Raw genomic sequence first — 17,632 nt, forward strand, 5'->3', positions numbered from 1 at the left:
ATGCTCGAAGTGAAGAACCTCAGCAAGTCCTTCGGCGGCGTGCACGCCATGCAGGACGTGAGCTTCAGCGTGCGCGGCGGCTCGGTGCATTCGGTGATCGGGCCCAACGGCGCCGGCAAGACCACGCTGTTCAACCTGATCAGCGGCGTCTACGAGCCGACGCGCGGCGAGATCCTGCTCGACGGCGAGAACGTGGCGGGCATGGCGCCCGACCGGCTCGCGCGGCGCGGCATGAGCCGCACCTTCCAGAACCTGCAGGTGTGCATGAACATGACGGCCTGCGAGAACGTGATGCTCGGCGCGCACCTGCACACGCGCAGCTCGCTGCTGGGCGGCATGACCGGCGCCACGCGCCGCGCCGACGCCGCGCTGCGCGAGGAGGCGCTGCGGCTGATCGACTACGTGGGCGTGGGCCGCCATGCGCATGCCCATGCCACGCAGCTCTCGTTCGGCCTGCTCAAGCGGCTGGAGATCGCGCGCGCCCTCGCGAGCCGGCCGCGCATCCTGCTGCTCGACGAGCCGGCCGCGGGCCTCAACGACACCGAGACCCACGAGATCACCGAACTGATCCGCAGCATCGCCGCCTCGGGCGTGACCGTGCTGCTGGTGGAGCACGACATGAAGCTGGTGATGAACATCTCCGACCACCTGCTGGTGCTCGACTACGGCCGCAAGCTCGCCGAGGGCACCGCCGCCGAGGTGCGCGCCAATCCGCAGGTGATCGCGGCCTACCTCGGCACCGAGGCGGAGGCATCCGCATGAGCGGCATCGCATTGGAGGTCAGCGGCCTGCGCGCCGGCTATGGCCGCATCGAGGCGCTGCACGGCATCGACCTGCAGGTCGGCGCGGGCGAGCTGGTGGCGCTGGTCGGCGCCAACGGCGCGGGCAAGACCACCTTGCTGCGCGCGGTCTCGGGCCTGATCCGCGGCAGCGTCGGCAGCGTGCGCCTGTTCGGCCGCGAGATCGCGCGCGACAGCGCCGATGCACGCGTGCGTGCCGGCCTGGCGCAGGTGCTCGAGGGCCGCCAGGTGTTCGGCCCGCTGTCGGTGCAGGACAACCTGCTGCTGGGCGGCTACACGCGCGCCGAGCGCCGCGCGCAGCGGCTGGACGAGATGTACGCACTGTTCCCGGTGCTCGGCGAGAAGCGTCTGCTGGCGGCCGGCACCTTGTCGGGCGGCCAGCAGCAGATGCTGGCGATCGCCCGCGCGCTGATGTGCGAGCCGCGCATGCTGCTGCTCGACGAGCCCTCGATGGGGCTGGCGCCGCTGCTGGTGAAGGAGATCTTCGGCGTCATCGCGCGGCTCAAGTCGCGCGGCATCCCGATCCTGCTGGTGGAGCAGAACGCGCATGCCGCGCTCTCGGTGGCCGACCGCGGCTACGTGCTCGAGACCGGCGCCATCGCGCTCGGTGGACCGGCCGCGCAGCTGCTCGGCGACGAGCGCGTGAAGGCCGCCTACCTGGGCCTGTGAGGAACGACGCACGCATGAACTCCCTTCTCGATACCGGCCTGCGCGTGGCCGACGTGCAGGCGCGCTGCGTCAACGTGCCGCTCGAGCATCCGGTGCGCACCAGCGTGGGCGTGGTGGCGACCGCGCCGCTGGTGCTGGTCGACCTGCACGCGGACGACGGCACCGTCGGCCATGCCTACCTGTTCACCTACACGCCGCTGGCGCTGCGCGCCACGCGGCGCATGGTGCTGACCCTGGGCAGCGTGCTCAAGGGCCAGCCGCTCGCGCCCTTCGACCTCGACCGGCTGCTGGCGCAGCGGCTGCGCCTTTTGGGCCGCACCGGCATCGCGCTGATGGCCGGCGCAGGGCTGGACATGGCGGCCTGGGACGCGCTGGCCAAGGCGCGCGGCGTGCCGCTGGTCGAGCTGCTGGGCGGCACGCGCCGCGCCATCGCCGCCTACGACAGCCACAGCATGGACGGCCTCGCGCTCGGCACGCGGCGCGCCGCGCTCGCGGCGGCGCAGGGCTTTCGCGCCATCAAGACCAAGATCGGCCATGCCACGCTGGCCGAGGACCTCGAGGTGGTGCGCGCGCTGCGCGCCGTCGTCGGCGAGCGCGTCGAGCTGCTGGTGGACTACAACCAGGGCCTGAGCGTGCCGGAGGCGGTGCGCCGCATCCGCGCCCTTGAGGACGAGGGCATCGGCTGGGTCGAGGAGCCCACCTTGCAGGAGGACTACGCGGGCCACGCGCGCATTCGCGAACGCGTGGCGCTGCCGCTGCAGATGGGCGAGAACTGGTGCGGACCCGAGGAGATGGCCAAGGCGCTGCAGGCCGGCGCCTGCGACCTCGCGATGCCCGATGCGATGAAGATCGGCGGCGTGACCGGCTGGCTGCGCGCCGCCGCGCTGGCGCAGGCGCACGGCGTGCCGATGTCGAGCCATATCTTCCAGGAGGTCAGCGTGCACCTGATGGCGGTGACGCCGACGGCCCACCTGCTCGAGCGCATGGACCTCGCGGCGCCGGTGCTGGCGCGGCCGCTGGCCTTCGAGGACGGCATGGCGACCGCGCCGGCCGAGCCCGGCACCGGCATCGCGTGGGACGAGGAGGCCGTGCGGCGCTATCTGGTGTGAGCCGAGGCTCAGAGCTTGCCGAGCGTGCGCACGATCTCGTCGACCAGCCAGCGGTGCGCCGCGCTGTACTCGTGGCGCGCATGCCAGTGGGCCTGCACCTGGAAGTCGGGCAACGGCAGCGGCAGCGGCAGCGCCTTGAGCCCGCCCTGGCGCACGTAGAGGTCGGCCACGCGCGAGGGCAGCAGCACCAGCAGGTCGCTCTGCGACAGCAGCTGCGGCAGCACGGTGAACTGCGGCACGCGCGCCACGATGTTGCGGTTGATGCCGCGCTCGGCCAGCATGTCCTCGATCAGGAAGTGGCCCGAGCGCGGCGACGACACCATCACGTGGCGCGCCGCCGAGAAGGCCGCGAGGCTCATGCGCTCGCCGATGCTCGGATGGCTGGCCGACATCAGGCACACGTAGTGCTCGCGGAACAGCAGCGCGCCGTGCATCGGCGAACCGAGCGAGGGAATGTTGCCGACCGCCATGTCGAGGCGCCCGGTTGACAGCTCCTCGCCCAGCGTGTCGGAGATCTGCGCGATCTCGATCTCGATGCGCGGCGCCACCTCCTGGAATCGGCGCAGCAGCGGCGGCACGAAGTACAGCACGCCGATGTCCGACATCGCGAGCCGGAAGCGCCGCGTCGAGCGCAGCGGGTCGAAGCTGGCGTTCTGCTCGAGCGTGCCCTCGACCATGGTCAGCGCCTCGCGGAAGCGCTGGAACAGCTGCTCGGCCATGCCCGTGGGCACCAGGCCGTCGCTGCCGCGCGAGAACAACCGGTCGAGGTAGACCTTGCGCAGCTTCGCCAGCGCGTAGCTCACGGTCGACTGCGTGACGTCGAGCCGCTCGGCCGCATGGGTCACGCTGCGGGTTTCGTAGATCGCGACGAACACGCGAACGAGGTTCAGGTCGAGGTGGCTCATGCGCGGCTTGCGGTTCGTGGGGCGGCGCCTGAATGTGCCACAAGGCCGGCCCCGCGGGCCGCCCGGCGCTAGCGCTCTTCTTCGGTCGTCACGTCGAAGCGCGCCAGCGTGTGCGCGCCGAACATCATCGTGATCGGCACGTCGGCCGCGTCGCGCCCGCGCGCCACCGTCACGCGGCCGATGCGGCGCTGGTTGTGGCGCGCGTCGAAGGTGTGCCAGCGGTCGCCGAGGTAGACCTCGAACCAGGCGCTGAAGTCCATCGGCGAGCGCACCGGCGGCACGCCGATGTCGCCGAGGTAGCCGGTCACGTAGCGCGCCGGGATGTTCATGCAGCGGCACAGCGTGATCGCCAGGTGTGCGAAGTCGCGGCACACGCCGGTGCCCTCGCGCAGGCCCTGCGCGGCGGTGCGCGTGGAGCGCGCATTGGCGTAGTCGAAGCGCAGGTGGCCGTGCACGAAATCCGAGATCGCCTGCACGCGCGACCAGCCCGGCGCCACGGTGCCGAAGCGGTCCCAGGCGAACTGCAGCAGCTCGCTGTCGACCTCGCAGTAGCGGCTGGGCAGCAGGAAGGCCAGCGTTTCCACCGGCAGCGCGGCGGGGTCGTGTTCGACGGCGCCGCGGTCCACCGGGTCGGGCGTGCCCGGGTCGGCGATCACGGCCTGGTTGCGCAGCCGCACGTTGGTCACGCCCGCGGGGATCTGCACCCGGGCGCAGGCGTTGCCGAAGGCGTCGAAGTAGTGGTCGGTGAACAGCGGCGGCTCGATCGTGAGCTGCTCGCCGCCGCCGCGCAGGTCCGCCACGCGCGACGGATGGACCTGCAGCATGTAGACCAGCGCGGTGGGCGCGATGGGGGCCGTGGCGAGCGCGAGCTCGATGTCGTAGCCGATCCGGATGAGCATGGGTTCTTTCGCGGGGGAGATTCCCCAACGCCGATCTTGGGGCCTGCGACTCCCGCGCGCGCGGGGTCAACGCGCGCATCGGTCGTAGGCCGTCGCGCTGTCGGTGCCTTCCTACCGCAGGGGCGCCCGCTCTCCCACAGACGGGGGCGGGGCGCCACTACGGGTTTCGCGCGGTGCCGACCCTACGCTTCGTTTCCGCTCGTATCCGAAGCCAGGCGGGGAGATGTCGCAAGTCCTGGCCAGCGATCTTTTTTGACAGGTCGTACGGGCGCGTTCAACCGGTCTGCTGGAGGGAATCATGGAGTTTTCGTCGCTGTTCGACTCGTTCGCCACCAACTGGGGCGACGAGATCCTGATCTGGTCCGTTGCCGCCGTCGCCGGCTGCATCTGCCTGGTCGCCGTGGTGAATGTGCTGGACATGCTTCTCGACAACGGCGGCGCCGGATGAGCCTGAGCTCCCTTCACGACACCTTGAAAGCCCCTCGATGACGCCACAGAACAAGGCCGCCGCCCGGCGCGCCAAGCCCGCCAAGACTTCCAAAGCGGGGGACGCCAGCGATGCCAAGCAGCAGCAGCTCGAGGGCTTCACGCTCGACCACGGGGCCGAGCTGACGACCAACCAGGGCCTGCGGATCCCCGACAACCACAACTCGCTGAAGGCCGGACGGCGCGGACCCACGCTGCTCGAGGACTTCATCCTGCGCGAGAAGATCACGCACTTCGACCACGAGCGCATCCCCGAGCGCGTGGTGCATGCGCGCGGCGAGGCGGCGCACGGCTACTTCCAGGTCTACAAGTCGATGTCGCAGTTCACCAGCGCCGACTTCCTGCAGGACCCCGAGGCGAAGACGCCGGTGTTCGTGCGCTTCTCGACCGTGGCCGGCTCGCGCGGCTCGGCCGACACCGTGCGCGACGTGCGCGGCTTCGCCGTCAAATTCTACACCCGCGAAGGCAACTACGACCTGGTGGGCAACAACGTGCCGGTCTTCTTCATCCAGGACGCGATGAAGTTTCCCGACCTGATCCACGCCGTCAAGCCCGAGCCGCACCACGAGATGCCGCAGGCCGCGAGCGCGCACGACACCTTCTGGGACTTCGCCTCGCTGATGCCCGAGACCACCCACATGCTGATGTGGGCCATGAGCGACCGCGCGATCCCGCGCAGCCTGCGCATGATGGAAGGCTTCGGCGTCCACACCTTCCGCCTGGTCAACGCGCGCGGCGAGAGCCACTTCGTCAAGTTTCACTGGAAGCCCAAGCTCGGCATCCACGGCCTGGCCTGGGACGAGGCGCAGAAGATCGCGGGCAAGGACCCCGACTTCCATCGCCGCGACCTCTGGGAGGCGATCGAGAACGGCGACTTCCCCGAATGGGAACTCGGCGTGCAGATGATCCCCGAGGGCAAGGAAGGCACGCTGGGCTTCGACCTGCTCGACCCCACCAAGCTGATCCCCGAGGAGATGGTGCCGGTGCAGAAGATCGGCCGCATGGTGCTCAACCGCAACCCCGACAACTTCTTCGCCGAGACCGAGCAGGTGGCGTTCCACCCGGGCCACCTGGTGCCGGGCATCGACTTCACCAACGACCCGCTGCTGCAGGGCCGGCTGTTCTCCTACACCGACACGCAGATCTCGCGGCTGGGCGGCGCCAACTTCCACGAGCTGCCGATCAACAAGGGCGTGTGCCCGTTCCACAACTTCCAGCGCGACGGCATGCACCGCCAGACCATCGCGCGCGGCCAGGTCGCCTACGAGCCCAACACCCTGGGCACGGGCGCCGAGTTCCGCGTGGACGGCGACAGCGCCGGCTTCCAGAGCTACCCCGACACCGACTACGAGGCGCCCAAGCTGCGCCGCCGCAGCCACACCTTCGACGACCACTTCACGCAGGCGCGCCTGTTCTTCGAGAGCCAGAGCGCGCCCGAGAAGGAGCACATCGTCGCGGCCTTCCGCTTCGAGCTGTCGAAGGTGGAGGTGCCGGCGATCCGCCAGCGCATGGTCGACAACCTCGCGCACGTCGACGAGAAGCTGGCGCGCCGCGTGGCCGAGCCGCTGGGCATCGGCGAGCCCGATGCGCGCGCGGCGGCCGGGCGCGCGGGCTTCCGCGAGCACCGCATCCACCTGCCGATCGAGGAATCGCCCGCGCTCAGCATGGCGGGCACCGGCGACGGTTCGATCCGCACGCGCAAGATCGCGATCCTGGTGGCCGACGGCATCGACTCGGCCTCGCTCAAGCCGATCCGCGAAGCGCTCGAGCAGGCCGGCGCCCAATGCAAGGTCGTGGGCCCGCGCCTGGGTTCGGTGGTCAGCGGCTCCAAGCGCCAGGTCGACACCGACGCCACCTTCGCCAACATGCCCTCGGTGATGTTCGACGCGGTGCTGGTGCCCGCGGGTGCCGAGGGCGCGCGCGCGCTCGCCGCCAGCGGCGACGCGGTGCACTTCGTGCTCGAGGCCTTCAAGCACTGCAAGGCCGTGTGCACGGTGGGCGAGGGCGTGCAACTGCTTTCCACCCTGGGCATCGCCGCCGACACGCCGGCCGACAGCCTGCCGCCGGGCGTGGTGGTGGCGGCCACGCCGGTCACCAACCTCGGCGACGCCAGCGCCGCGCAGCAGATCGCGCAGGACTTCGTGGCTGCGATCGCGAAGCACCGGCACTGGGACCGGCCGAACATTGACGCCGTGCCGGCCTAAAGCGCAGGCTGTCGTTCTCAGTGGCGCGGCGAAAGCCGTGCCACCAAGCATCTTCTGTCAGGCGCGTTCCACGTCGACGGAGACGCGCTTGATGCTGTAGAGCGAGACAGCGCCTCCGGTTGCCTTCGAAGGGTCGAAGAGGGCTAGATTGATGCCAGTGCTGACGGAGCTTCGGAACACGACGCCGTCGTAGCCAGTTTTCTTGATGAACTCACACAAGTACTGGCTTGGGAGGTAGTCGATTGCAGCACTTCTAGGCAGCACTGGCCGAGTGAGCTCTTGCCCCAGTCGCTCGAGAAATGGAATATCCGCACGCATCTGGCCAATGGAGCTTGCCTCACCCAGTAAGAAGGGGGAGACGAGCTGGCGTGGATTGCGTAAATCGACGGCCCGCAATGGGGTCTGGATTCGGAACTCGGCCACGCATGCGATTTCGCCGGTGTGGGGCCGGACTTCGGCAACGGCCGTGTCCGGTAAGGACCCCAGATAAAGATAAGGTATGCCTGTCGGATTGGCTCGGCCGTGCGTTGCCAAATGCTTTGGAGGGGCACCCATCTCCGCGATGGGATACGCCGTGCTTCCCGTCAGGATTCGAGCCCTGTGCCAGAGTTCCGGCATATCGTCTGCGGGTAGGTAGGCGAGCAGTTGCTCCAGTCGATCGGCATCAAGAGCCTCGTTCAGAAAGTATCGGTTTCTGAACATCAGTTCGTCCCGTAGCATCTCCCAGCGTGCAAGACCTTCACTCTTGAATGCGGCCGATGGCGAGAATGGCTTTCGAACGATATCGCCGTCATCCAGTATCTCGGCCAGCAACTCCTTGGCGCGAGGACTGTCCATGCGAGGGTGCGAAAAAAGCTGCCAGTCTGTCTTCATCCACTCGACCAGCGACTTCCCGTCTGGATCAGGCTCATAGATGCTGATGAGCATCTCGAAATACTCCGCCAGCTGGCTCGGATGCACAAGCGCCACGTTCTCCGATTCGCAGTAGCTGCATGTTCCAAGGACTGGACCCAACGATGGGATCACGTCATTCCGCAGGCCACGATCATTGAAGCACTCAGGGCAGCACCGAGTAAGCATGGCCATCAGTGATCGAAGTAGTGAGCCAAGGTCTCGATGTGATGCTTCATGGAGAGCTTCTTGACCTGTGCCAGCCCAGGAAAGTGTCCCTTGGCATGGAGCTCCCGAAACTCCCCGATGGCTTGGCTTTCGAAAACCTTCGAATTCGGCTCGCTGATCTGCTTGATGAGCTTCCCTAGAGCCTGGCCGAACTTTCCAGCCGGATCTGTGGGTGTGTCTTTCGTCGTCGAAACGAAGTGATAGATGTACATCGCATCATCCTTCTCGGGATCGATGAATGTCAGATGGATAGTCACCGCGTAGGCGGGGCCTCCGCCTTCAAGAAAATCGTCGCCGACGATCAGAAAGTCTCCGAACCCGTCCATGCCCTCTTCTTCGTAGGTGACATGGAGGTCGGAAAAGTCCTCGACGGGAGGATAGTCCGCATTCTTCTTCTGCCTTCGAAAGCCATCGCGCAGCAGTACGCGATGCCCGCCTTTGAAGTGCTTGCGGTACAGCTTGCCGCCGTATGCTTCATTGAAGATGTGGCGACTGTGCGGAAGATCAGCGCCGAGAGCCTCTGCGAGGCCTTTGGGGTCGCCAAAACCGGCATGTACGAAAGTTGGGTTGTGCCGCCTGTGCGCTTGGTAGCGTTCTATGGCGGCTTCCAGAGAGACATCTTCTCTCAGAAGGATTCCAGCCGATATTCCCGCCTTGTCGAGGTACTGATCCTGCAGCATGGCCGTGATCCCTATCCCATCCTCCGAGTGGTCGCCATGAAAGGGATTTACGACAACGATGGCTTCACCGTTCGCGTCGCAGATGGCTGTCAGTGCTCGCTGGAGGCCGCTAAGTGCCTCTTTTACCGGTTCGATGATCGGGACAAACTTTGCTTTCGCCAGCAACTCAGCCGACTCTCGAACAGTGATCAGTTCAAACTGCTTGCCTCGAAAGTAAGGATGGTACATAGAGCGCTCAAGTCCAAGTTATCGCTTCTTGAAATGATGCACGCGTCGCATTGATCAAATTTTGATGATTGCCACGTCGTACTGGCACCGATAGGGCAGCAGGTTTCAATGAAACTGGAAGGTGCTCGATTAGAGCTCCCAGAGACTCGAGACTGCGTGTCCGCCTTAATGTAGAAACCATGCGATCGTGAACTTCAGCAGGTTTCAACTGAGCGAAACAGTCGCGCATTGCACCATACAGCAAGGTGTTCGGCACATCTGGCACCGACACCTCTAGATCGCTGAGTATGGTGCGCGCCTCGTCTAGGCGAAGAGAGTCAAAAATCGTGACCGGGCAGACCATGTCGGCGCGGTCTGCGGCCTCTCTCACGGTACGGATTCGATCCCATCGAACAAGGCTCATCACGCCGATGTCTTCATCGGTGCTGCGAACAACTTCCTCAACGTGCGGCTCACCAACGATCACGTAGATCTTGGCGAACACCTTGCGATAGTTTGCAATCTGGTTGGTCAGCCGTGCCAACGAATCGCGCTCGGATTTGATCTCGTAGACGGAGGCCGTGCCATTCAAGATAGCAAGGTCGGCCTTGCATGCACCAGCTCGAAATTCTGTGAGCATGCTGGCCGTCTTCAGCGTATGGCGACCCAGGAGCACGTTGTGAGTCAGCGCAGCGCGATATACGTACTCATCACGCAGCCCAGATCGCCGCAGTACGGTGAAGGCAGCGTCAAATGTCGAACCGACTGTCTCACGCGCGATGTCCCGACCTACCTGCCCCAACTCACTCAACAGGCGCGCAAACAAAGGCGAGCGCCCTCTCTTCGCCATCTCGTGGAACACGCTGGACGAGAACAGGCGCGAAAGCGCGGCAAGTTGAGTTGCGGTAAGTGACATCTTCGTGGTCAGGTCCGCGCTGGCAACGAGGAGCAGTGGGCGATGAGGTTTGATTATCGTGCATGCAAAAGCCATGCAAGAAGGTCCTGCCTTCGCTTTGCAAACTGGGCATGCGAGCGCCTGCTGAGGCATGTTCTTTCTATGACCTCAGGCATGGAGTTGCTGAGCCGGATCTCTGGATCAGACCCGTGCCGAACGCCGCAGCTGCTTGAGCAGCAGGCCCAGGTACGGGTTCGGGTCGGCCTCGCGGTAGCCCAGGTGCAGCGCCGATACGGCGCTCTTCTCGCGCAGCCGCTGGTAGACCACGCCCTCGAGCCGGATCGACTCGGTGCCGCTGGGCACGATCGCGAGGCCCACGCCGGCCGACACCAGGCCGACGATGGTCGAGGCGTCGCGCGCCTCCTGCACCATGCGCGGGCGAAAGCCCGCCTTCGAGCACAGCTCCTGCACCTTCCAGTACAGCCCGATGCCCGAATGGCGCGGGTAGAGGATCAGCGGCTCGTCGCGCAGGTCGGCGATGCGCACCGGGGCCAGGCTCAGCGGATGGGTGGCCGGCACCGCCACCATCAGCGGCGCCTGGTACCAGGCCTCGATCGCGATGCCCGCGGGGATCGGCACGTTGGGATGGCGCAGGATGCCGAGGTCGAGCCGGTGGCCGTGCACCGCGTCGAGCTGGTCGAGCGAGGTCATCTCGTGCAGCGCCAGCGCGATGCGCGGATGCGCGGCCTGGAACTCGCGGATCGCGGCCGGCAGCGTGGCCGACAGCATCGACGAGGCGGTGTAGCCCAGCGCGATCTTGCCGATGCCGCCCGTGGCCGCGTCGCGTGCCTCGCCCTTGGCCGATTCGACCGACGCGAGGATCGCCTGCGCGCGCTCGAGGAAGTGGCGCCCGGCCTGCGTGAGGTGCACGCGGCGCTTGTCGCGGTCGAGCAGGCGCACCTGCAGCTCCTCCTCGAGCAGGCGGATCTGCGTGCTCAGCGGCGGCTGCGCCATGTGCAGCCGCTTCGCCGCGCGCGTGAAGTTCAGCTCCTCCGCCACCGCCACGAAATAGCGCAGATGCCGTAGTTCCATCGATATCTCCTGCGTATGGAAATCTGTGACCAATCAGTATTTCCAAATATAAGGCCGACTGCCTACAGTCGCCGCCATGGAGACAAGAGACACCCCTTCGCCGGCTTCCGCCGGAAGCACCAGCCCCGTGATGCAGCGGCTCGCGCGCCGCCAATGGGTGGCCGCGCTCGGCGTGCGCCATGCGCGCGGCGCCGAGATCGCGCGGCTGGCCAAGGCCAGCGGCCACCATGCGATCTGGGTCGACCTCGAGCACAGCGCGATGCCGATCGACGCGGCCGGCGCCATCTGCGCCACCGCGCTCGACATCGGCCTGGTGCCCTTCGTGCGCGTGCCCGAACGCGAATACGGCGTGATCGGCCGGCTGCTCGACGCGGGCGCGGCCGGCATCATCGTGCCGCGCGTGGAAACGGCCGAACAGGCGGCCGACGTGGTTGCGGCCTGCCGCTTCCCGCCCGAGGGCCATCGCTCGGCCATCGCCGCGCTGCCGGCCTTCGGCTACCGCCGACTGCCGGCCGCCGAACTGCGCGAGCGCGCCAACCGCTCGACCGTGGTCAAGCTGCTGATCGAGAGCCCGCGCGGCATCGAGAACATCGAGGCCATCGCGCGCGTGCCGGGCGTGGACCTGCTGGCGATCGGCAGCAACGACCTCAGCGCCGAGATGAACCTTGCGGGCGGCCCCGCCGTGCATCCGCTGCTGCGCGAGGCGCACGACGCCGCGCTCGCGGCCTGCGCGCGCGCCGGCAAGCCGCTGGCCATCGGCGGCGTGGCCGACATCGCCTACGTGGCCGACTGCATCCGCCGCGGCGCGGCGCCCTTCCTCATGACCGGCATCGACACCGACCTGCTGCTCGCCGTGCTGCATGAGCGCGTGGCGCAGGCGCTCGATTCGGTGCGGCCGCTCGACGGCGCCGTGCTGCTCGACTGAGCTTCTTCGAATTTCCGATCCGACCTTTTCCATGACCGACCAGATCCTCGTTTCCAAGCCGATGCGCGATGCGCAGACCCTGACCCGCGCCGCCTTCGAGGTGCCCGCCGGTGCCTGCGACGCGCACGTGCATGTGTTCGGCCCCGAGGCGCGCTACCCGCGCGTGCCCGCGCCGCACTACACGCTGCCCGACGGCGACCTGCCGCAGCTGCGCGCCGCGCTCGGCGTGCTCGGCCTCGAGCGCTTCGTGATCGTGCAGCCCAGCTTCTACGGCACCGACAACCGCTGCATGCTCGATGCGCTCGACCTCGCGGGCGATGCCGCGCGCGGCGTCGCGATGGTCGAGGACGGCACCTCGGCGGAGGAGCTCGCCGCCATGCATGCGCGCGGCGTGCGCGCGCTGCGGCTCGACCTGTTCCTGCGCTCGGGCCTGCCCACGGCCGAACTGCAGCGCTTCATCGCGCGCAGCGTGGAACGCACGCGCGCGCTCGGCTGGCACGTCCAGTTCTACACGCCGGGCTGGGTGGTGCGCGACCTGATCCCGTTCCTGCCTGAGATCGAGAGCGACTTCGTGATCGACCACATGGGCTACATGCTCGAGAGCGACGGCCTCACGCGCGCCGACTTCGACCGCCTGCTGCGCGCGGTGCACGACGGCCGCGGCTGGTTCAAGCTCTCGGGCCCGTACCGGCTCGCCAAGGACGGCAACTACGAGCGGCTGCGCCCGCTCGCGCAGGCCATCGTCGAGGCCGTGCCCGAGCGCGTGATCTGGGGCAGCGACTGGCCGCACATTCCCGAGGGCGGGCGCGACACCGGCGAGCTGCTGAACCTGCTGGGCGACTGGATCCCCGATGCCGCCGCGCGCCGGCGCATCCTGGCCGACAACCCGGCGCGGCTGTTCGGGTTCTGAGACCATGGATGCCTCCACGATCGAAAGCCCGGCCATGCAACTGAACTGCATCCAGGAACTCGCCACCACCGGCGCGCGCGCGGTGGCCGGCTTCGTCCACGGCGGCACGCGCTACCTCGCGGTGCCGCAGCTGGCGCGCGATGTCGAAGGCCAGCCCGCGAAGATGACGCTGGGCGACAGCGACCTCGAGATGCCCGTGTACCGCTGGGAGGGCGGGCGCTTCGTGCCGCATGCCAGCCTGCCGGTGCCCGGCGGCGAGGACGCCGAGTTCTTCCGCATCGGCGAGCGCGCCTTCCTCGCCACCACGAGCCTGCGCAGCGGGCGCGATCCCTACACGCTGGCCGTGCCGTCGACGATCTTCGAGCTGGTCGACGGCCGCTTCGAGCCCTTCCAGCGCATCGACGGCTTCGCGGCCAAGCAGTGGCACCACTTCGCGATCGGCGAGCGCCACTTCCTCGCGCTCGCGCAGGGCGTGACCCTGCCGGGCGAGCAGCCCGCGCAACCGGTGTCGTCGTGCCTCCTCGAATGGGACGGCACGCGCTTCGTGCCGTTCCAGGACGTGCCCTCGGCCTGGGGCTACAACTGGGCCTTCTTCGAGGTCGGCGGCGAAAAGTTGCTGGCCCATGCCGACCATGCCGTGCCCTCGCTGCTGCTGCGCTGGAACGGCGAGCGCTTCGAACTGTTCCAGCAGCTCGATGGCCGCAGCGGCCGCGCCTTCTGCTTCTTCGAGACCCAGGGCCAGGCCTGGCTGGCCTTCGCCAACCTGCATGGCGACACGCTGCTGTACCGCTGGCAGGACGGTGGCTTCGCGGTCCACCAGGTGCTCGCGGGCCCGGGCGGGCGCGAGTTCGCCTGGCGCGGCGATGCGCAGGGTGGGCACCTGGTGCTCGTCAACTTCCTGCACGGCACGCGCGAGGCGCCGATCCCCGAGCTCGAGTCGGTCGTGTTCCGCATGGACGAAGGCCAATTGGTCGAGGCCGCGCGCTTCGCGACCTCGGGCGGCACCGACGCCGCCTTCTTCGAGGCCGACGGCGCGCTGCATCTGGCGGTGGCCAACAGCCTGAGCGCCGCGGTGCGCTTCGCGACGCCCAGCCGCATCTACCGCGTCGACGGCCTCGGCGCCTCCATCACGGGCTGATCCGCCATGGCCACCTACGCACCCCACGAAAGCCCCGAGCTGGTCCGCCTGTTCGAGACCTACACGGCCGGGCCCACGAGCATCGGCGCCACGCTGAGCGCGCGCACCGCCGCGGCCAGCGCGCACGATCCGCTGATCGTCGCGACCAGCACCGACATCGTGCTGTTCCCCGGCGGCGGCCGGCCGCCCGAGATCGAGGGCTTTCGCATGTCGACGCGCGGCTTCAAGGAGCTCGCGGGCATCTCGCACCACGGCCCCGCGGTGGCCTCGCTGCTGCGGCTGCGCGAGCTCGATTCCGAGGGCGAACTCTGGCGCGCCGAGACCCGACGCCTGATCGACAGCACGCGCGCCGCGCGCGCCGCCAACTCCGAGGCGCTGTGGCGCGACACCGTCGCGGTGCCGGCCTACCGCGGCCGCGAGGCGCGCATCGCGCAGCTGGTCGACTACTCGTGCGCGCTGACCGAGCGCTACCTCGAGCGCGCGCTGCGCGAGCCCGAGACCTTCACCGCCGCCGACATGCGCGAGCACTACATCGAGGCGCGCGGCGATGCCGTGGGTGCCACGGTGCCGATGAACGCCGTGATGATCGCCACCTTCTTCCTGGTCGGCATGGACACCGGCCACCGCGTGATCGGCTGGTTCGACCGCCATGCGATCGACTGGTCGCGCGCCATGGTGCTGATCGTCGGCCGCCAGGGCCGGCCCACGGCCGGCGTGACCTGGACCACCAACTCGGTCGCCGCCATGATCCTCGCGGCTTCGGGCCAGCGGCTCGCGCTCGACCGGCTCTACATCGCGCCGCATGGTCCGAGCTTCAAGGTGGCCGAGCTGCCCGATCTCGCGGCGGTGCGCGCCTTCGAGGAGCCGCTGCGCCAGATCTGGGCCCACACGCGCACCGTGAGCGAACTCGGGCCGCTGATGTACGAGGGCTACCCGCGCTTCGAGCCCGGCGCCGCGGGGCGGCCCCGCATCGATGCGCAGACCGAGTCGGTCGGCGAGATGCCGGCGATCGCGAGTCCCGACGACTGGTTCGCGCTCAACACGCGGCTGCGCGTGGTGCTCGAGGACCCGCGGCAACTGCTCTCGGGCTGCGTGGTCGACTACGCGGTCGACCAGTTGCGCGCCAACGGCAACGAGCCCGCGCGGCTGGTGGTGCCGGGGCTGGACAACGTGAGCTATCCACCGCTGGCGCCGCACGCCGGCGGTTGAGCGGACGTGGCGGCCGGCGACGGCACGCCGGAGGCGGGACGACAAAAGAAGAAGCGCCAGACAGCAGGCACGCCGGCGGCCGCGCCGCGTGCATTCGATCCATAGAAAAGAGAACGGAGACAAGACACCATGAGAAAGCTCGCAACCCTGTGGGGCGCCGCCCTCGCACTGACACTGGCCAGCGCCGGCGCGCAGGCGCAGTCCGGCGCCTGGCCCCAGCGCCCCATCAGGATCATCACGCCCACGCCGGCCGGCGTGGGCTCGGACGTGTTCGCGCGCGCCTACGCCGAGCGGCTCGGCCAGATGCTCAAGACACCGGTGGTGGTCGAGAACCGCCCCGGCGCGCTCGCGGCCATCGGCACCGACGCGGTCGCCAAGGCCGCGCCCGACGGCTACACCATCCTGTTCTCGACCAGCAACCCGTTCACCATGACGCCGTTCCTGCTGTCGAAGCTGCCCTACAACCCGCAGACCGACCTGGTGCCGGTCACGCAGGCGCTCAAGGGCGGCTCGTTCATCGTCGCCAACCCCTCGGTGCCGGCGAAGAACCTGGTGGAGCTGGTAGCGCTCGCGAAGAAGGACCCGGGCCGCGTGAGTTTCGCCTCCTACGGCTCGGGCAGCACCGCGCACCTGGGCTTCGAGCTGCTGCAGGACGCCGCGGGCATCGAGCTGCTGCACGTGCCCTACAAGCAGAGCGCCATGCCCGACGTGATCGCGGGCCAGGTGATGCTGGGCTTCGAGCCGCCGATCTCGGCGCTGCCCAACATCCGCGCGGGCCGCGTCAAGCCCATCGCCTACACCGGCAGCCAGCGCAGCGCCGCGCTGCCCGACGTGCCCACCCTGGCCGAGCGCTATCCGGGCCTGGAGGTGTTCACCTGGCTGGGCTTCTGGCTGCCAGCGAAGACGCCGCCCGAGATCGTCGACCGCTTCAACCGCGAGATCCGCGCGGCCACGCAGTCGCCCGAGCTGCAGCGGTTGATCGCCGAGGCCGGGCTCGAGCCGATGGGCACCACGCCCGAGGAGACGCGCGCCATCGTGCGGCGCGAGGCCGAGGCGATGGGCAAGCTCATCAAGGCCAAGAACATCCGCATCGACTGAGCGCCGGGGCCGGGCTTCGCCCCGCGCCACCTCGCACCACTTTCCATTTCGACCGCGCCGCGCCGGCCCGAGGGCCGCAGCGCCGGCTTTCGCTCGCCCATTTTTCGGAAGACACCCATGCGCAACATCCCCTTCGCGTTCCGCGCCGTCCTGGCCGCCCTGTTCCTTTCGTCCCTGCCGCTGCTCTCGCAGGCCCAGTCGAGCGTGCAGGTCTTCGGCACCGTCGACCTCAACTTCACCTACAGCAAGGCCGGCGGCAAGAGCGTGCGCGCCATGGACCAGGGCGGCAACATCTTCCCGAGCCGGCTGGGCTTTCGCGGCAGCGAGGACCTGGGGGGAGGGCTGGTCGCGAGCTTCTGGCTCGAGTCGGCGCTGCTGCCCGACACCGGCGAGTACCAGGGCGTCTACTGGCACCGGCGCTCCACGATGAGCCTGTCGAGCCGCACCTGGGGCGAGCTGCGGCTGGGCCGCGACTACGTGCCCACCTTCTGGAACGTCTCGCAGTTCTCGCCCTTCGGCACGGTGGGCGTGGGCGGCTCGGCCGCGATGGTCGAGGGCTGGCCCATGGGCCTGGGCGGCGCGCGCACGCTGGTGCGGGTCGACAACTCGGTCGGCTACTTCCTGCCGCGCGACCTCGGCGGCTTCTACGGCCAGGCGATGTACGCGATGCCAGAGGGCGCGGAAGGCATGCGCTATGCAGGCGCTCGCCTGGGCTATGCCAACGGCCCGCTCGACGTCGCGGCCGCCTATGGCCGCACGCCGGTGGCCAACGGGCAGGTCTACCGCACCGCGACCGTGGGCGGCACCTACGACTTCGGGCCGGTGAAGCTCTACGCCAACTACCACCGCCACCAGGCGTACAACGACCGCCAGGTGCACGTGATGGTGGGCGCGAGCATGCCGGTGGGACCGGGTGTCATCAAGGTGTCGGCCGCGCGTGCCAACCGCAGCGGTCCCGGCCTCGATGCCGACGACGCGACCCAGTTCGCGGTCGGCTACGTGCACTGGCTCAGCAAGCGCACGGCGGTCTACACGGCCTATTCGCGCATCCGCAACCGCGGCAACGCGGCCTACGTGGTGGCCGATTCCTCGCCGGCCGGCTCGCCCGGCATGCCCTCGAGCGGGCTGCAGTTCGGCATCTCGCACAACTTCTGAGACTGCGGCGTGACGCCTCCCATAGTCCATTTGCGCTAGACCGTATTGCGAATAGGCGGGGGTAGGGGCCGTCCCTAGACTTTCCCCACGAGGCCAGAACGGCGCGCACTTCCGCGGCGTCGATGCCCGCCA

At 68.4% G+C, this 17,632-nt stretch carries 16 protein-coding genes and 1 pseudogene; 11 read left to right on the top strand and 6 right to left on the bottom strand.

What is annotated here, in order from left to right:
* Genes BM109_RS29130 through BM109_RS29140 form a run of 3 tightly spaced genes read left to right on the top strand, consistent with a single transcriptional unit; the run spans position 1 to position 2,578 of the window.
* Positions 1-762 carry an ABC transporter ATP-binding protein gene (locus BM109_RS29130; RefSeq protein ID WP_093350747.1) on the top strand — a complete coding sequence of 254 codons (762 nt, stop codon included), beginning with the start codon at positions 1-3 and terminating at the stop codon, positions 760-762.
* Complete coding sequence (locus tag BM109_RS29135; RefSeq protein ID WP_093350750.1) at positions 759-1,469, top strand: ABC transporter ATP-binding protein; 711 nt, start codon at positions 759-761, stop codon at positions 1,467-1,469. The genes BM109_RS29130 and BM109_RS29135 overlap by 4 nt, the downstream gene beginning before the upstream one ends.
* Before the next feature lie 14 nt (positions 1,470-1,483).
* Positions 1,484-2,578, top strand: a complete 1,095-nt coding sequence (locus tag BM109_RS29140) for an enolase C-terminal domain-like protein (RefSeq protein WP_093350752.1) — start codon at positions 1,484-1,486, stop codon at positions 2,576-2,578.
* A gap of 8 nt (positions 2,579-2,586) precedes the next feature.
* On the opposite strand, the gene BM109_RS29145 is transcribed toward BM109_RS29140, so the two are convergent.
* Together BM109_RS29145 and BM109_RS29150 are read right to left on the bottom strand one after the other, a co-directional pair.
* A complete protein-coding gene (locus BM109_RS29145; RefSeq protein ID WP_093350755.1) occupies positions 2,587-3,483 on the bottom strand; it encodes a LysR family transcriptional regulator in 897 nt (298 codons plus the stop codon).
* A 68-nt stretch (positions 3,484-3,551) separates the two neighbouring features.
* Positions 3,552-4,382 carry a transglutaminase-like domain-containing protein gene (locus BM109_RS29150; RefSeq protein ID WP_093350757.1) on the bottom strand — a complete coding sequence of 277 codons (831 nt, stop codon included), beginning with the start codon at positions 4,380-4,382 and terminating at the stop codon, positions 3,552-3,554.
* A 298-nt stretch (positions 4,383-4,680) separates the two neighbouring features.
* Between BM109_RS29150 and BM109_RS41350 the strand changes: the two genes are divergently transcribed.
* Complete coding sequence (locus BM109_RS41350) at positions 4,681-4,830, top strand: hypothetical protein (RefSeq protein WP_177239491.1); 150 nt, start codon at positions 4,681-4,683, stop codon at positions 4,828-4,830.
* Positions 4,831-4,861: 31 nt separating this feature from the next.
* Positions 4,862-7,072, top strand: a pseudogene (katE, locus tag BM109_RS29155) (catalase HPII); the annotation flags it as partial.
* Between the two features lie 57 nt (positions 7,073-7,129).
* On the opposite strand, the gene BM109_RS29160 reads toward katE, so the two are convergent.
* The 4 genes from BM109_RS29160 to BM109_RS29175 all read right to left on the bottom strand — a co-directional run bounded on the left by BM109_RS29160 (position 7,130) and on the right by BM109_RS29175 (position 11,065).
* Positions 7,130-7,999 (bottom strand): RES family NAD+ phosphorylase, encoded by an 870-nt coding sequence (locus BM109_RS29160; RefSeq protein WP_256222846.1) that lies wholly within the window; start codon positions 7,997-7,999, stop codon positions 7,130-7,132.
* Positions 8,000-8,157: 158 nt separating this feature from the next.
* A complete protein-coding gene (locus BM109_RS29165) occupies positions 8,158-9,099 on the bottom strand; it encodes a sce7725 family protein (protein WP_093350762.1) in 942 nt (313 codons plus the stop codon).
* Positions 9,100-9,106: 7 nt separating this feature from the next.
* Positions 9,107-10,069, bottom strand: a complete 963-nt coding sequence (locus tag BM109_RS29170; protein WP_256222848.1) for a sce7726 family protein — start codon at positions 10,067-10,069, stop codon at positions 9,107-9,109.
* A gap of 105 nt (positions 10,070-10,174) precedes the next feature.
* Positions 10,175-11,065 carry a LysR family transcriptional regulator gene (locus BM109_RS29175; protein ID WP_093350764.1) on the bottom strand — a complete coding sequence of 297 codons (891 nt, stop codon included), beginning with the start codon at positions 11,063-11,065 and terminating at the stop codon, positions 10,175-10,177.
* 76 nt (positions 11,066-11,141) lie between these two features.
* Here BM109_RS29175 and BM109_RS29180 point away from each other — a divergent pair, with 76 nt between their 5' ends.
* The 6 genes from BM109_RS29180 (at position 11,142) to BM109_RS29205 (ending at position 17,500) form a co-directional block, all read left to right on the top strand.
* A complete protein-coding gene (locus tag BM109_RS29180; protein ID WP_093350767.1) occupies positions 11,142-11,990 on the top strand; it encodes an HpcH/HpaI aldolase family protein in 849 nt (282 codons plus the stop codon).
* Between the two features lie 31 nt (positions 11,991-12,021).
* The gene (locus tag BM109_RS29185) at positions 12,022-12,900 is read left to right on the top strand and encodes an amidohydrolase family protein (RefSeq protein ID WP_093350769.1); all 879 of its coding nucleotides are present in this window, start codon (positions 12,022-12,024) and stop codon (positions 12,898-12,900) included.
* A 34-nt stretch (positions 12,901-12,934) separates the two neighbouring features.
* Positions 12,935-14,038, top strand: a complete 1,104-nt coding sequence (locus tag BM109_RS29190) for a hypothetical protein (protein WP_093350958.1) — start codon at positions 12,935-12,937, stop codon at positions 14,036-14,038.
* A gap of 6 nt (positions 14,039-14,044) precedes the next feature.
* Positions 14,045-15,247 (top strand): DUF5624 domain-containing protein, encoded by a 1,203-nt coding sequence (locus BM109_RS29195; protein WP_093350772.1) that lies wholly within the window; start codon positions 14,045-14,047, stop codon positions 15,245-15,247.
* 129 nt (positions 15,248-15,376) lie between these two features.
* Positions 15,377-16,345, top strand: coding sequence for a Bug family tripartite tricarboxylate transporter substrate binding protein (locus BM109_RS29200; RefSeq protein ID WP_093350774.1), 969 nt, complete (start codon positions 15,377-15,379; stop codon positions 16,343-16,345).
* Between the two features lie 117 nt (positions 16,346-16,462).
* On the top strand, positions 16,463-17,500 hold the full coding sequence (locus BM109_RS29205) for a porin (RefSeq protein ID WP_093350777.1): 1,038 nt from the start codon (positions 16,463-16,465) through the stop codon (positions 17,498-17,500).
* The last annotated feature ends 132 nt before the right edge of the window (positions 17,501-17,632 follow it).

This window comes from Variovorax sp. PDC80 (genome assembly GCF_900115375.1).
GTDB lineage: Bacteria > Pseudomonadota > Gammaproteobacteria > Burkholderiales > Burkholderiaceae_C > Variovorax.